Consider the following 15149-nt stretch of genomic DNA (forward strand, 5'->3'; position numbering starts at 1 on the left):
GATGACCGAATTGGCTCGGCTTGCAACCCCGCTTTTTGTCCTTGGCACGTTACAAATTGTTCGGTTCACAATCATGAGATCGTCGTTCATCGTCGTCATGCTGATGCTCGCGACATCGGCGTTCGCGCATGCCGAGCCGCCCAAGGTCGCGGTGTTCGATCTCGAGATGATCGACACCAGCCTGCAGGGCGAGGTGAATGGTACGCAGGCCGACGAGCAGGCGCGGCTCTCGCGGGCCGGCGATCAGGTACGCAAGGCGCTCGCGGAGTCAGGCAAGTTCCGCGTGCTCGACATCGCGCCGGTCAATGCTGCGGCGCACGGCAGCAATCTTCAGGCCTGCGGCGGCTGCGACGTCAAGCTGGCCGCGGAGATCGGCGCCGACATCGCGATCACCGGCGTGGTGCAGAAGGTCTCCAACCTGATCCTCAACATCAATCTCTATCTGCGCGACGTGCACACCGGCCAATTGATCGCCGCCGGCAGCGCCGACATGCGCGGCAACACCGACGAATCCTGGTCCCGCGCCACCGGCTACCTCGTCCGCAACCGCCTGCTCGCGCCCAACTACGGCGCGCGGCAGCCGCGTTGAACGATGTGCGTGGGGGTGACGGTGATGGCAGCGCTGTTTTCTCCACGCGTCGTCCCGGCGAAGGCCCGGACCCATAACCACCGACGGTCATGGTTACGCGATGCTGGGGCCACAGCGTTCTTCAACAACCCAACCCTGTGGTTATGGGTCCCGGCCTTCGCCGGGACGACAAGCATTCACATGGCTGCACGATTTCGGAATATTGGAAGAATATCCCTGAGTTGCCCGACGTGTCAAGCTGCCATGTCGAACGTCGGCAGCCGCCGGCTACTTTGCATGGGGTTGTTTTTCGACTTTTTTGGCAGTGTGCCGAAAATCACTTCTTCAGCCGCGCGGCGTGCCAGCGCAAATGATCGGCCATGAAGGTCGAGATGAAGTAGTAGCTGTGGTCGTAGCCCGGCTGGCGCCGCAGGGTGAGGGGGATGTTCGCCTTCTCGCATGCGGCTTTCAGCAGGTCGGGCTTCAGCTGCTCGCTGAGGAACTGGTCGGCATCGCCGACATCGACCAGCAGCTCGGAGAAGCATGCGCCGTCCTCGATCAGGGCCACCGTGTCGTGCTTGCGCCACGCCGCCTTGTTGCTGCCGAGATAGCCGCCGAGCGCCTTGTTGCCCCACGGCACCTGCGAGGGCGCCACGATCGGCGCGAACGCGCTTGCCGCGCGGTAGCGATCGGGGTGGCGCAGCGCCACCGTCAGCGCGCCGTGGCCGCCCATAGAGTGGCCGAAGATCGATTGCCTGTTGGTGTCGACCGGGAAGTTCGCGGCGATCAGCTGCGGCAATTCCTCGGTGACATAGCTCCACATCCGGTAGTTCTGCGCGAACGGCGCTTCGGTCGCATCGACATAGAAGCCGGCGCCGAGCCCGAAATCGTAGGAATTGGCGGGATCGCCGGGCACGCCTTCGCCGCGCGGCGAGGTGTCCGGCGCGACGAAGATCAGGCCGAGCTCGGCACAGGCCGCGCGGAATTCGCCTTTTTCGGTCACGTTGGCGTGGGTGCAGGTCAGGCCCGACAGATAGGTGACGACGGGCAGTTTGGTGCCGGCCGCATGCTCCGGGACGAACACCGAGAAGGTCATGTCGGTCTTCGTCTCGCGGCTCGGATGCCGATACACACCCTGCGTGCCGCCATGCGATTTGTTCTGGGAAACTGTCTGCATCGTTCCTGATCCTGACTTGTGTGGGAGCGCAGCGTCAGGCGACGCCGCTCTCGATGGCCAATCGCACCAGCTCGGCCGAGGTGCGCACGCCGAGCTTCTGGCGCATGAGCGAAGACGTGTTGGCGACCGTCTTGTAGGAGGAATGCACCAGCCAGGCAATCTCCGACAGGCTCTTGCCCGAGCTGAGCAGGCGCAGGATCTCCATCTCGCGTGAGGTCAGCTTCGACAGCGGATTCTGTGCGAAGGCCGGCCGCGCGAAGGCGACGCTGCGCGCGATCGCGGGCGGCAGATAGACGCCGCCACCTCCGACCTCGCGCACCGCTTCGACCAGATCGTTGGGATCGCCGGTCTTGGAGACGTAGCCCTTGGCGCCGATGTCGATGGCGCGCGCGGCGAACGCGGGGTCGTCGTTCATGCTGAACATAATGATGCGCGCCGTGGCATCGCGCGCCAGGATACGGCGCGCGAGCTCGAAGCCGGAGACCGTCGGCAGGTTGATGTCGATCACGCAGATGTCGGGCTTTTCGGCGACGAAGGCCTGCTCGCCGCTCTCGGCGTCGGCGGCTTCGAGCAGCGCGACCGCGGGATCGTCGGCGAACACCGTGCGGCAGCCCGAGGCGACGATCGGATGGTCATCCACGATCAGAATGCGCATGGCGTTGTCCGTCGACCCACTCGCTCCACCCATCAATCCGTTGTTCGCACAAGAAGCGGCGGTCAGTTCCCGACTTGTGCGCCGCGTGCAAGATTGCATTAGGGTGCGATTAGATAGCCGGGCAAATTTGGCTGTCAACGATCCTCTGGGAGGATGGTTCGCAGTCGGGGGCAACGCAATGTGGCGAAATCTATCCTTGCGCGCGCGCATCAACCTGCTGCTGGCGCTGATCTTGCTGCTTGGGCTCGGCATCAATATCGCGCGGCTGGTGATTGAAGCGGGGCCGCGCGTCCAGGCCGAGGACCAGAGCGTGATCCGGCTGGCGCGCGAGTTTGTCGCAACCATCGTTGCCGATCTCAACGAGGCGCCGGATCCCGACGCACGGCTCGATCAGATCGTCCGCGACCTGAGCCGGCTGCGTCATGTCAGCATCACACGGCAGGATGACGCGACGGTGAAGGTGCCCGAACGTTCCGTGGAGACCGGCGATCCGCGGGCGCCGGCGTGGTTCGTCGCGCTGGTCCATCCCGAGCAGACCTCGGTGCGGGTGCCGGTGTCGATTCACGGCAAGCCGCAATCGCTGCTGATCACCTCGCATCCCGACGACGAAATGGCCGAGATCTGGGACGGCATCGTCACCCAGCTCGAGGTCGGCACGGCGATCGCGGTCGCGCTGCTGCTGGTGACGATGCTGGTGGTCGGCCGCGCGCTGGCGCCGCTGCAGGCGCTGTCGGAGGCCATGACCAATATCGAGGCAGGCTTTTACGACGCGCGTGTCGAGCCCGGCGGATCGCCCGAACTGGCCGCGATCTGTGCCAAACTGAACCATCTGGCGGCGACATTGGGCGAGGCGGTGGAGGGCAAGCGGCAGCTCGCCGAGCGCGCGGTCTCGCTGCAGGATTCCGAGCGCAAGGAGATCGCGCGCGAGCTGCACGACGAGTTCGGGCCGTATCTGTTTGCATTGCGCGCGCATGCCGGCGCGCTGACGCGCTTGTCCGAGGTCGACAAGCCGGATCCCGCGGCGCTGCGCAAGCACGGCAATGCCATCCTCGAGCAGGTCAATGCGCTGCAGCAATTTACCCGCCGGATCCTCGAACGGCTGCGTCCGGTCGGGCTGGCCGAGCTAGGACTTCGTGAAGCCCTCGGTGCCTTGGTGCGGCTGTGGAGCGAGACTCACCCGGAGGTCGCGATCGAAAGCCGCATCTCGGGCAGCCTCGGCGAGGTCGGCGAGACCGCCGATCTCACGATCTACCGCATCGTCCAGGAGGCCCTCACCAATGTGTTCCGCCACGCCGGCGCAACCGCAGTCGATATCACGATCGAGCCTGCGGAGCGGCAGACCGGCGTGCATGGCAGCCGCGGCTGCGCCCTGGTGCGGATCAGCGACAATGGCGGCGGCCTGCGCCCGGATCACCGGCTCGGGCATGGCCTGACCGGCATGCGCGAGCGAATCCTGGCGCTCGGCGGCACGCTCGACATCGATTCCGGCGATGACGGCGTGACCGTCGAGGCGCTTGTTCCCAAAGCTGCGCCGTCTTAAGCCGCCGTTCGCGGCCAATGGGCGTAGACGGCCCAAGCCAGCGCGAGTGCGCCACAGATCCAGAGCAGGATAATCGCAATCATGCCGGCCCGGCTCACCGGACGCTGCAGGGCTGCGGCGGCATTGGCGCGGCATTCGGCCATCACCTCATCGGGAATCAGCGAGACGGCGAGCCAGATGCCCAGCGGCAGCAGAATCAGGTCGTCGAGATAGCCGAGCACGGGAATGAAATCCGGGATCAGGTCGATCGGCGAGAGCGCATAGGCCGCGATCGCGATGGCGAGCGCCTTGACGTACCAAGGCACGCGCGGATCGCGCGAGGCGAGATAGAGCGCGTAGCTGTCCCGTTTGAGGTTACGCGCCCAGGTTTTGATGTTGGAGAGCATGGCACGACGCTGCCCGTTGGCGTGCGCGCACGCCGGGCGCAGGCGCTATTCCAGCACCACGTCGGCGGCCAGCGCGCCGTGCTGGCCCTTGTGGACGGAGGAGGGGGCGATGCCGAAATACTTCCGGAACACGCGGCTGAAATGCGAGGAGCTCGAGAAGCCCCAGGAGAAGGCGACGTCGGTGATGGTCTTGCCGTTCTGGCTTTCCAGCTCGGCCCGGCAATGCTGCAGCCGCGCCTTCCAGATGTAGTCGCTGACCGTCATGCCGCGGTCGCTGAACAGCATGTGCAGATAGCGCTTCGAACAGCCGAGCGCAGCGGAAATCCGGTCGATGCACAAATCCGGATCGCGCAAATGCTCGCGGATGAAGCCCTGCGCGCGCACATAGGTCGCCTCGGCGCTGCCGCGATCGAACATCGCGCCGGTCTCGCGCAGCGGCAGCAGCAGCAGATCGATCAGCGAATCGGCGACGCCCACCGCGTTCACCGGCGACAGCTTCGAGGCCTCGCCGAACGCGGCGTGGACGAAATCATAGGCGATGCGGCCGGTGCCGTTGCGCGCCGACAATTTGCACGGCGCCATCTTGGAGAGCTGGAAGCCGCGCTCCTTCAACAGGTCCTTCGGCACGATCACCACCTCATGCCGCGTCAGCGACGGGCTGATGATGGTGTGCGGACACGACACGTCATAGGCGAAGCAGTCGCCGGGCATGATGTCGAAGTGGCGGCCGTTCTGCTCGAAATGCGAGACGCCGTGGGTTTGGAATACGATCTTGATGTAGGGGTGCTCGGACAGCTTGATGTTCGAGACGGTGTGCGCGACGCGATGCTGGCTCGCCTCGATCTGACACAGCTTCAGCCGCGAGACCGTGGTGTAGTTGATCCGGCCCTCGAGCGACGAACCTTCCAGCGGATCGATGTCGAACTGACCGCAAAGGTCAGTCAGCGCATCTGACCAGCGCTGGATCTGGCGCCGCGGCGTCAGTCCGGTCGTGCTGAGTGAATGGACGATATCCGACATTTTTCCAGCCACCGATTCGATCCCCACACGTGACTGCCAATCCGTAAAGTCCGGCCGGGAATAATGCCTTGCCCTCGTCTCGAGGGGGTGGGGCTGGATTCCTCCCGGTCAATTTCGGGCAATCCTCCGACTAAGTTCTTGCGCCGTCAAGCGCAACCTTGGAGGGCTCCGGCCCCTGCGACGAGCTGCGCGCAATCGCTGATGCTATGCAGCATGAACGGGCCTGCCGAACGGAACGAAAAATTTTTACGCAAGGTTCACTTTCGAGCAAACGGCTCTTCCCTTTTGGGCAAGCGGCCCGGAATCAACAGGGCTACGCCTAGGGAACCAAAATGGAAGAAGTGGGCCGTTCTCGACGGAAACCCTGAGCTCTTAAACTGGGAGGAATCCACGATGCGCAAGCTGCTCTACGCGACTGGTCTTGGGGCAATGGCGGTGTTCGCCGCCGGGGCTGCCAATGCCAATGACGACCTGCACAAAATGGCGCAGAACCCGAAAGACTGGGTGATGCCCACCGGCGATTACGCCAATACCCGCTACTCCAAGCTGAATCAGATCAACGCCTCGAACGTCGGAAAGTTGCAGGTCGCCTGGACGTTTTCGACCGGCGTGCTGCGCGGCCACGAAGGTGGCCCGCTGATCATCGGCAACATGATGTACGTCCACACCCCGTTCCCGAACAAGGTCTATGCTCTTGACCTTTCCAAGGACAACCAGATCGTCTGGAAGTACGAGCCGAAGCAGGATCCGAACGTCATTCCGGTGATGTGCTGCGACACGGTGAACCGCGGTCTCGCCTATGGCGACGGCAAGATCTTCCTGCACCAGGCCGATACCACGCTGGTCGCGCTCGACGCCAAGACCGGCAAGGTGGACTGGACCGTGAAGAACGGCGATCCCAGCAAGGGCTCGACCGGTACCTCGGCGCCGATGGTGGTCAAGGACAAGGTCCTGATCGGCATCTCCGGCGGCGAGTTTGGCGTGCAGTGCCACGTCACCGCCTACGATACCAAGACGGGCAAGCAGGCATGGCGCGCCTTCTCCGAAGGTCCGGATGACCAGCTGCTGGTCGACCCCGAGAAGACCACCGCGCTCGGCAAGCCGATCGGCAAGGACTCCAGCCTCAAGACCTGGCAGGGCGACCAATGGAAGATCGGCGGCGGTTGCACGTGGGGCTGGCTCGCCTATGACCCCGCGCTCGACCTCGTCTACTACGGCTCGGGCAACCCCTCGACCTGGAATCCGAAGCAGCGTCCGGGCGACAACAAGTGGTCGATGACCATCTTCGCGCGCAATGCCGACACCGGCATGGCGAAGTGGGTCTACCAGATGACCCCGCACGACGAGTGGGACTATGACGGCGTCAACGAGATGATCCTGACCGACCAACAGGTCGGCGGCGCCGAGCGCAAGCTGCTCACCCACTTCGACCGCAACGGCCTCGGCTACACCCTCGATCGCGCCACCGGCGAGCTCCTGGTTGCCGAGAAGTACGATCCGAAGGTGAACTGGACCTCCGGCGTCGACATGAACAAGAGCTCCCCGACCTATGGCCGGCCGAAGGTGCTCGATGCCGCGTCGACCGACAAGGCCGGCGAGGACGTCAACGTCAAGGGCATCTGCCCTGCGGCGCTTGGCACCAAGGACCAGCAGCCGGCAGCGTACTCGCCGGACACCCAGCTGTTCTACGTACCGACCAACCACGTCTGCATGGACTATGAGCCGTTCAAGGTGAGCTACACCGCAGGTCAGCCCTATGTCGGCGCGACGCTGTCGATGTATCCGCCTCCCGGCGAAACCAACATGGGCAACTTCATTGCCTGGGATGGCAAGACCGGCAAGATCGTGTGGTCCAACAAGGAGCAGTTCTCGGTCTGGTCGGGTGCTCTCGCGACCGCCGGCGGCGTGGTGTTCTACGGCACGCTGGAAGGCTACCTGAAGGCTGTCGATGCCAAGACGGGCAAGGAGCTCTACAAGTTCAAGACTCCGTCCGGCATCATCGGCAACGTCACGACCTATGAGAACAATGGCAAGCAGTACGTCGCCGTGCTCTCGGGTGTCGGTGGCTGGGCAGGTATCGGCCTTGCGGCCGGTCTGACTGATCCGACGGCCGGCCTCGGCGCAGTCGGTGGTTATGCCGCGCTGAGCAACTACACCGCGCTCGGTGGAACGCTCACCGTGTTCTCGCTGCCGCAGCAGTGAGCTGACCAACCTCGTTCCGGCGCATGGGGTGTGCTCCATGCGCCGGTCCGTCTCAAAATCGTACTGCGAGGATAAGGCTCTTGCGTAAGATCTGGCTTGTGACTGCCGCGATCCTTGTCGTGGCAATGGGAGGAGTTGCTTCCGCGGAGGATGCAGGTGATCCAACCGCCGTGAAGAACGAGGACGGCAAGTATCTCGACAAGGATGGCAATCCGACGTTCAAGGTGACGTCCGACGGCACGACGGACTGGTACACTTACTCTGGATACCGCCGCTATCATTCGGAGTGCCACGTCTGTCACGGTCCCGACGGAATGGGATCGACCTACGCTCCGGCGCTGGCGAACTCGCTGAAGACGATGAGCTACGCGGATTTCCTCGGTGTCGTCGCGAGCGGACGCAAGAACGTCAGCACGTCGCAGGAAAACGTGATGCCGGCGTTCGGCGATAATCCGAATGTTGCCTGCTACATGGACGACCTCTATGTCTACCTGCGCGCCCGCGCCAATGACGCGGTCGGGCGCGTCCGGCCGGCCAAGCACGAGAACAAGACGGAAGCCTATACCAAGGCTGAAGACGCCTGCATGGGCAACGGCACCAAGAAGTGAGCATGTCCGGCGCGGATGACAACCTGTTCAATGTTTTGTGGAGACCAAGATGAAGACGCGCGCCGCAGTGGCATTCGAGGCAAAGAAGCCTCTTGAGATCGTCGAGCTGGATCTGGAAGGACCCAAGGCCGGCGAGGTTCTGGTCGAGATCAAGGCGACCGGCATCTGCCACACCGACGCCTACACGCTCGACGGCTTCGACAGCGAAGGCATCTTCCCGTCGATCCTCGGCCATGAGGGAGCCGGCATCGTGCGCGAGGTCGGCGCCGGCGTGACCTCGGTGAAGCCGGGCGATCACGTGATCCCGCTCTACACGCCCGAATGCCGCCAGTGCAAAAGCTGCCTCAGCCAGAAGACCAATCTCTGCACCGCGATCCGCGCCACGCAGGGCAAGGGCCTGATGCCTGACGGCACCTCGCGCTTCAGCTACAACGGCAAGCCCGTCTACCACTACATGGGCTGCTCGACCTTCTCGAACTTCACTGTGCTGCCTGAGATCGCAGTGGCGAAGATCCGCGAGGACGCGCCGTTCGACAAGAGCTGCTACATCGGCTGCGGCGTCACCACCGGCGTCGGCGCCGTGGTCAACACCGCCAAGGTGACACCGGGCTCCAACGTAGTGGTGTTCGGTCTCGGCGGCATCGGGCTGAACGTGATCCAGGGCGCCAAGATGGTCGGCGCCGACAAGATCATCGGCGTCGACATCAACGACTCCAAGGAAGCCTGGGGCAAGCAGTTCGGCATGACGCACTTCGTCAACCCGACCAAGGTCGGCGGCGACATCGTGCAGCATCTGGTCGGCCTCACCGACGGCGGCGCCGACTACACCTTCGACTGCACCGGCAACACCAATGTGATGCGCCAGGCGCTGGAAGCCTGCCATCGCGGCTGGGGCGTCTCGGTCGTGATCGGCGTTGCGGAATCCGGCAAGGAGATCGCGACGCGGCCGTTCCAACTGGTCACCGGCCGGGTCTGGAAGGGCACCGCGTTCGGCGGCGCGCGCGGCCGCACCGACGTGCCGAAGATCGTCGACTGGTACATGAACGGAAAGATCCAGATCGATCCGATGATCACCCACGTGCTCAAGCTCGAAGAGATCAACAAGGGCTTCGACCTGATGCACGAGGGCAAATCGATCCGCTCGGTCGTCGTATTCTGAGCTCAAACACCAAGCACTAAGGAGGATAGGCCAATGACTGTTCATATCCACCCATCGGTCGACAGCGGCGTCAAACAGGGGTCGGGCAGCTTCGCCGGCGGGACCCTCGTCTGCAAATGCGCGGACAAGCCGGTCAAGGTCGGGATCAAGGGCGACGTCGCCCATAATCACGCCTGCGGCTGCACCAAATGCTGGAAGCCGTCCGGCGCGACCTTCTCGGTCGTCGCGGTGGTGCCGCGCGAGAACGTCACCGTGCTGGAGAACGGTGACAAGCTGAAGATCGTCGACAGCGCCGCGGTGATCCAACGCCACGCCTGCACCGGCTGCGGCACCCACATGTACGGCCGGATCGAGAACAAGGGCCATCCGTTCTACGGCCTCGATTTCATCCATCCCGAGCTGTTCCAGGAAACCGGCTCGGCCGCGCCCGGCTTCGCCGCGTTCGTCTCGTCGGTGATCGAATCCGGCGTCAAGCCGACCGACATGGCCGGAATCAGGTCGCGCCTGAAGGAGCTCGGGCTCGAGCCCTATGACTGCCTGTCACCACCGCTGATGGATGCGATCGCCACTCACGTCGCGAAATCGAAAGCGGCCTGATCGAGGCTGCTCGAACCGGCTGGGCCCTGCATAAATCCCGCGCCGGCAGAGGGGTCTGTCGGCGCAGGATGTTGCCGATATTACCCCCGTGACCTTGAACCTTGCATGCCCCGTGGGCGACCACAGGGCATGCATTTTATTTTCCGAACAGCCCTCGCTCTTTCGTCGGTCCTGGTCTTGTCGCATGCCGATGCGGCCTCGCCGGAGGACCGCTACATCGCCGCGCGTGACGCGGCGATCGCCAAATTCGCCAAGCCGTCGAAGGACGGCAAGATCGATGATGCCGCCGACAAGGCGGAGGCGGCCGCGCGCGGCGACCTCAAGACCCAGCTGGCGGCGATCCTGCCCGAGCCGCCGCGGCCGGGCTTCGGGCCCGCCGAGATCAATCTCGACACTCTATATAAGGGCGACATGGGCTTCGGCCTGCTCGACGGCCTGCGCTTCGATGCCGAGACCGGCCGCGACGGTGCCAAGATCGGCGACAAGCGCCCTGACGGCAGCTTTGTCGAGCCGAAGGCCCATATCATCGTCACCACCGAATCCCTGTTCGCGCGCTGGCTGCGCGAGCACAAGACCTGGTGGGACAAGGGCGTCAAGAACGTGCCGCAGCAGATCGGGGCGGCGCTGAAGTTCGAGGGGCTCTACACCCAGGCGATCTCGACCGATGCGGCGGTGATCAATTTCAACGACCTGCCGATCACCAAGCCGGCGTCGGCGACGTCGAGCTACGGCTTCCTGGCCGCCCGTACCCAGGATTCGTTCCCGGACGCCGCGGACGAGGTGTTCGTGACGGCGCTCGCCAACGGCAAGTTCTACATTGCCTATGGCGAGATCGCGCCTACCGTCGAGGTGCCGGCCTGCACCGCAATCCGCGCAGAATTCAACAAGAAGGCGGATGATGCGGCCGAGAAGCTCGATCGCAAGCAGATCACCCGCAAGGCCTACGACAAGCTCGGCGACCTGCGCCAGCAGGGCGAGGACGCCTTCAAGCGCTGCTTCACCGAACGCGCGCCGCAACAGCCGGCCTTTGCCGAGGCGGCCAGACAGGCTCAGGCGCTGCTGCAGACGGCCATCGGCAAATAGCCCACCGTTCGCGGGTCACAGGGCTTACAAATCCCGAAGGGCGCAGGCGAGGAAGACAGGCCAACCCGCCTGCGTGATCAGCCAGCTTACAAATACGGTCAGGAGCAGTCGGCCTGAGAATGGCTGCATCTGCTCTTGCACCCTGGCAAGCGACTTTACGCCGAACGGCAGCAACAGAAAAAACGTCGGCGCGAACACCACGCTGCAAAAGATTGGCATGAGCACAACAATCAAGAAGGCGACTGAACTGCTCATCGTGAAGAACTGAGGCGGAAACAGCAGATAGGTGATGAAAATGGCGGGGGTGAAACAGGCGGACGTGACGGCCGGCGAGAATCCTGTTGTGTCGGTTTCGGGTCTATTCGCCCATGCCCTGATCATCATCCATCCGGCCAGGAAGGCGACGACCGGCGGCAACGCCAGCTTGAACAGAAGGTCATGTGGGTCGTTCGTCAAGGAGAAGATCACAACGCGCTCCATTGATGTTGATCAGCATCCGTCTTTCGCGATTCATGTCGGGAGCGTTGTGCCACTCTGCTTTGCAGCGGCGCAGCAATGACCGTGCAAAGTTTGCGTTTTGTCGTGCAGGGTTCGTGCAGGCGGAAGGTTTGATCCGTCGAGGGACAACCTCTATCTTGGCCAGGTTCCGCGCCAATGGAGACGCCATGACCGCCGCCATCAACCCGTTCCGCATCGCCGTCGGCGATGACGTGCTCGACGATCTCCGCAACCGGCTGCGCCGGACGCGCTGGCCGGAGGCTGAACTGGTCGACGACTGGAGCCAGGGCGCGCCGCTGAAATGGATCCAGGAAGTCTGCCGCTATTGGGCCGAGGATTACGACTGGCGGGCGCGCGAGGCGCAGCTCAACCGTTTCAGCCAATTCACGACCGAAATCGACGGGCTCGACATCCATTTCATCCATGTCCGCTCCAGGCATCCGGAGGCGAGGCCGCTGATCATTACCCATGGCTGGCCGGGATCGGTGGTCGAATTCCACAAGGTGATCGAGCCGCTGACCGATCCGACCGCGCATGGCGGCAGCGCGAGCGACGCTTTCCACGTGGTGTGCCCGTCGCTGCCCGGCTTCGGCTTCTCGGCCAAGCCGACGGCGACCGGCTGGGGTGTTGATCGCATCGCCAGGGCCTGGTCCGTGCTGATGCAGCGGCTCGGCTACGGCGGCTACTTCGCGCAAGGCGGCGATTGGGGTTCCGCGGTCACGACTGCGATCGGCGGCCTCGACGCCGCGCACTGCGCCGGCATCCATGTCACGCTTGCGATGTCGACCCGGCCCAATGTCGAGGGACAGCCGACGCCGGAAGAGACGCGGGCGCTGAACGGCATCAAATACTACGCCGATTGGGATTCCGGCTATTCCAAGCAGCAATCCACCCGGCCGCAGACGCTCGGCTATGCGCTGACGGATTCGCCGAGCGGGCAGGCGGCCTGGATCCTGGAGAAGTTCTGGGCCTGGACCGATTGCGACGGCCATCCCGAGAACATCCTGAGTCGCGACGAGCTGCTCGACAACGTCATGCTGTATTGGGTCACCGAGACGGCGGCCTCGTCGGCGCGGCTCTACTGGGAAAGCTTTGGCGCGAAAAAGCGCACCGTGCACAAGGTGACGGTGCCGACCGGCGTTGCGGTGTTTCCCAAGGAGATCGTCACGCCGGTGCGCAAATGGATGGAGGCGAGCTTCACCAACATCAGGCACTGGAGCGAGATGCAGAAGGGCGGTCACTTCTCGGCGTTCGAGCAGCCCGAGCTGTTTGTCGCCGACCTGCGCAAATTCTTCGGTACGCTGCGCTAGCGTCTTTCACGACGTCCTGTCGTCATTCGCGGGCGGCGCGTCAGCGTCGAGCGCTGCGTCTCCACCCACCGCTGTCATCGCCCGGCTCGACCGGGCGATCCAGTACGCCGCGGCCCATCCGTTCAACAACCACTGCCTCTGGAATACTGGATCACCCGGTCAAGCCGGGTGATGACACCGTGTTGTGTGGCGCGCGATGCGCCACATACCCAGTGTCGTCCTTACCTACTGCGACGACACCGGGATCGGAACGTCGCGTCCCGCTCAATTCCGATACGACGGATCGGTGCGATCGAGCTTGCGCAGCAGCGCGGGCCAGGCGAGTTCGCCGTTGCGTGCGGCGCGGCCGGGCTTCGGCAGCATCCGCTCATAGGTGTCTTCGAGGATTTGCTTCGGCGGATAGACCAGCTTGGTGTTGCACGACAGCGCCATCACCTGGGTCTGGCAGGCACGCTCGAGGCGGAACAGCACGTTGAAGGCGGCCGGCACGGTTCGGCCGACCACCAGCAGGCCGTGATTGCGCAGGATCATCGCCTCGTTGTCGCCGAGGTCGCGCACCAGGCGTTCGCGCTCGTCGACATTGTCGGCGATGCCTTCGAAGTCGTGATAGGCGATGTGCAGGAAACGCATCGAGGTCTGCGCGATCGGCAGCAGGCCGCATTCCATCGCCGAGACCGCCATGCCGGCCGGCGTGTGGGTGTGCGCGACGCAATCCATGTCGTGCTTGGCCATGTGGATGGCGCTGTGAATCACAAAGCCGGCGACGTTGACGTCGTAGTCGGAGGCGTTGAACAGCGTGTTGCCGTGAACGTCGACCTTGATCAGGCTGGAGGCGTCGATCTCCTCATAGAGCATGCCGTAGGGATTGATCAGGAACTGGTCGGTGGTGCCGGGCACGCGGCAGGAGATGTGGTTGGCGATCATCTCGGTCATGCCGTACACCGCCGTCAGGCGGTAGCAGGCCGCAAGATCGACGCGGACCTGCCACTCCTCGGCGCTCACCTGCTCGCGAACCGATTTGACGACCTTGACCGCGGGTGCGCTGACGGGCGGATTCATGGCATTCCTCTCCTTGACGATCTCGACCGGCGAAGCCCGGCTGTTGCCGCGCAAGATAGCAGAAACCGCAACCGGACAACGGACGCCGCGTCTGCTTATTTGCAGGTCTGGCGGGCAAAATCCGAATGCGGCATTGGCGTGCGGCGGCTTCGATGCCATGCTGTGGCGTGGAGTATCAGGATGACCATCGGCCGCTATCGCCTGATCGGATCGACCGCATCGCCCTATGCGATCAAGCTGCGCGCGCTGCTGCGCTACCGGCGGATCCCGCACGACTGGGTCATCATGACCAAGGCGCTGCGCGAGGCGACCGCGCACGTGAAGCCGATGCTGATCCCGGTGCTGCAATATCCCGACGGCAGCTATCGCGGCGAGACCACGACGCTGGCCTATGATCTGGAGGCACGGCACAGCGAGCGTTCGGTGATCCCCGAGGACAAGGCGGTCGGCTTCGTCTGCGACCTGCTCGAGGACCTCGCCGACGAATGGGCGGTGAAGCCGCTGTTCCTCTATCGCTGGTGGGACGCAGAGGACCAGGCCTACGTCTCGCGCTGGGCCGCGGAGGAATGGTCGACCTCGGAGGCCGGCGCCGGCAGCCTCGAGGAAGTCGAGCAGTTCCGCGAGCGGCAGATTTCGCGGATGCCGATCCTCGGCGCGACCGCCGAGAACAAGCCGTTTCTCGACGAGAGCTATCGCCGCATCCTCGCGGCGTTCGAGCCGCATGTCGGCATGGCGAAGTATCTGTTCGGCAGCCGGCCGTCGCTGGCGGATTTCGCCTGGTTCGGGCAGCTCAGCGAGATGGCGACCGACCCGACGCCGATGCGGATCATGCGCGAGCGGGCGCCGTTCACGGATCACTGGGTGCGGCGGCTCGACGACGCGTCCGGGGTCGATGGCACGTGGTATCCGCGCCAACAGGCGCTCGGCGGATTTGCCGAGGCCCTGCTGCGGATCGCCGGCGAGCTCTATCTGCCGTTCCTGGCCGCGAACGCGGATGCATTCGCAAAGGGGCTGGAGCGGCTCGAGATCAGCGTGTGGGGCCTCTCCTACGCGCTGGCGCCGTTCAAATATCAGGTCAAATGCCTGCAGCAGCTGCGTGACAAGTTCGCCGCGCTCGGTGCCGACGATCGCACCGCGCTGAAACCCGTGCTGGAGCGCACCGGGTGCTGGGCCGTGCTTGCGGCAAAATAGTCATCAGGGAGATGAGCTGGTTGTTTGAAATTACAGGTTGTATTACCGTTGCCGGCATTGAATCGTGCTGAGCTGATTTCAAGCGGAACGCCAGGC

15 protein-coding genes are annotated in these 15149 nt (G+C 64.0%); 9 read left to right on the forward strand and 6 right to left on the reverse strand.

Annotated elements, in window-relative coordinates:
• Positions 1 to 73 precede the first annotated feature (73 nt).
• Positions 74 to 589: a DUF3280 domain-containing protein gene (locus tag JQ633_RS03925; protein WP_249158725.1), complete on the forward strand. Its 516-nt coding sequence runs from the start codon at positions 74 to 76 to the stop codon at positions 587 to 589.
• Positions 590 to 905: 316 nt separating this feature from the next.
• Here JQ633_RS03925 and fghA read toward each other — a convergent pair whose 3' ends face one another.
• Positions 906 to 1745, reverse strand: a complete 840-nt coding sequence (gene fghA / locus JQ633_RS03930) for an S-formylglutathione hydrolase (RefSeq protein ID WP_211982522.1) — start codon at positions 1743 to 1745, stop codon at positions 906 to 908.
• 34 nt (positions 1746 to 1779) lie between these two features.
• Complete coding sequence (locus tag JQ633_RS03935; RefSeq protein ID WP_211982524.1) at positions 1780 to 2400, reverse strand: response regulator transcription factor; 621 nt, start codon at positions 2398 to 2400, stop codon at positions 1780 to 1782.
• 178 nt (positions 2401 to 2578) lie between these two features.
• On the opposite strand from JQ633_RS03935, the gene JQ633_RS03940 reads away from it, so the two are divergent.
• Positions 2579 to 3940: a histidine kinase gene (locus JQ633_RS03940; protein WP_211982526.1), complete on the forward strand. Its 1362-nt coding sequence runs from the start codon at positions 2579 to 2581 to the stop codon at positions 3938 to 3940.
• Here the strand turns inward: JQ633_RS03940 and JQ633_RS03945 are convergent.
• Positions 3937 to 4326, reverse strand: coding sequence for a YkvA family protein (locus JQ633_RS03945; RefSeq protein ID WP_211982528.1), 390 nt, complete (start codon positions 4324 to 4326; stop codon positions 3937 to 3939). The two genes, JQ633_RS03940 and JQ633_RS03945, sit on opposite strands and share 4 nt — an antisense overlap.
• A 45-nt stretch (positions 4327 to 4371) precedes the next feature.
• Positions 4372 to 5346 (reverse strand): helix-turn-helix domain-containing protein, encoded by a 975-nt coding sequence (locus tag JQ633_RS03950; protein ID WP_211982530.1) that lies wholly within the window; start codon positions 5344 to 5346, stop codon positions 4372 to 4374.
• Positions 5347 to 5739: 393 nt separating this feature from the next.
• On the opposite strand from JQ633_RS03950, the gene xoxF5 reads away from it, so the two are divergent.
• The 5 genes from xoxF5 to JQ633_RS03975 all read left to right on the forward strand — a co-directional run bounded on the left by xoxF5 (position 5740) and on the right by JQ633_RS03975 (position 10995).
• Positions 5740 to 7548 carry a lanthanide-dependent methanol dehydrogenase XoxF5 gene (gene xoxF5, locus JQ633_RS03955; RefSeq protein ID WP_211982532.1) on the forward strand — a complete coding sequence of 603 codons (1809 nt, stop codon included), beginning with the start codon at positions 5740 to 5742 and terminating at the stop codon, positions 7546 to 7548.
• A gap of 125 nt (positions 7549 to 7673) precedes the next feature.
• Complete coding sequence (locus tag JQ633_RS03960; protein WP_211982809.1) at positions 7674 to 8156, forward strand: c-type cytochrome, methanol metabolism-related; 483 nt, start codon at positions 7674 to 7676, stop codon at positions 8154 to 8156.
• 49 nt (positions 8157 to 8205) lie between these two features.
• Positions 8206 to 9315: an S-(hydroxymethyl)glutathione dehydrogenase/class III alcohol dehydrogenase gene (locus JQ633_RS03965; protein WP_211982534.1), complete on the forward strand. Its 1110-nt coding sequence runs from the start codon at positions 8206 to 8208 to the stop codon at positions 9313 to 9315.
• Positions 9316 to 9348: 33 nt separating this feature from the next.
• Positions 9349 to 9912, forward strand: a complete 564-nt coding sequence (gene gfa, locus JQ633_RS03970) for an S-(hydroxymethyl)glutathione synthase (protein WP_211982547.1) — start codon at positions 9349 to 9351, stop codon at positions 9910 to 9912.
• A 177-nt stretch (positions 9913 to 10089) separates the two neighbouring features.
• Positions 10090 to 10995, forward strand: a complete 906-nt coding sequence (locus tag JQ633_RS03975) for a hypothetical protein (RefSeq protein WP_211982549.1) — start codon at positions 10090 to 10092, stop codon at positions 10993 to 10995.
• A 24-nt stretch (positions 10996 to 11019) separates the two neighbouring features.
• Here the strand turns inward: JQ633_RS03975 and JQ633_RS03980 are convergent, their stop codons facing one another.
• Positions 11020 to 11475, reverse strand: a complete 456-nt coding sequence (locus JQ633_RS03980) for a hypothetical protein (RefSeq protein ID WP_211982551.1) — start codon at positions 11473 to 11475, stop codon at positions 11020 to 11022.
• Between the two features lie 185 nt (positions 11476 to 11660).
• Between JQ633_RS03980 and JQ633_RS03985 the strand changes: the two genes are divergently transcribed.
• Positions 11661 to 12803: an epoxide hydrolase family protein gene (locus tag JQ633_RS03985; RefSeq protein ID WP_211982553.1), complete on the forward strand. Its 1143-nt coding sequence runs from the start codon at positions 11661 to 11663 to the stop codon at positions 12801 to 12803.
• Positions 12804 to 13067: 264 nt separating this feature from the next.
• Here the strand turns inward: JQ633_RS03985 and JQ633_RS03990 are convergent, their stop codons facing one another.
• Complete coding sequence (locus JQ633_RS03990; RefSeq protein ID WP_211982555.1) at positions 13068 to 13862, reverse strand: class II aldolase/adducin family protein; 795 nt, start codon at positions 13860 to 13862, stop codon at positions 13068 to 13070.
• Positions 13863 to 14042: 180 nt separating this feature from the next.
• Between JQ633_RS03990 and JQ633_RS03995 the strand changes: the two genes are divergently transcribed.
• Positions 14043 to 15053 carry a glutathione S-transferase N-terminal domain-containing protein gene (locus JQ633_RS03995; RefSeq protein WP_211982557.1) on the forward strand — a complete coding sequence of 337 codons (1011 nt, stop codon included), beginning with the start codon at positions 14043 to 14045 and terminating at the stop codon, positions 15051 to 15053.
• Positions 15054 to 15149: the final 96 nt, after the last annotated feature.

It is taken from the genome of Bradyrhizobium tropiciagri, from assembly GCF_018130505.1.
Lineage (GTDB): Bacteria > Pseudomonadota > Alphaproteobacteria > Rhizobiales > Xanthobacteraceae > Bradyrhizobium > Bradyrhizobium tropiciagri_B.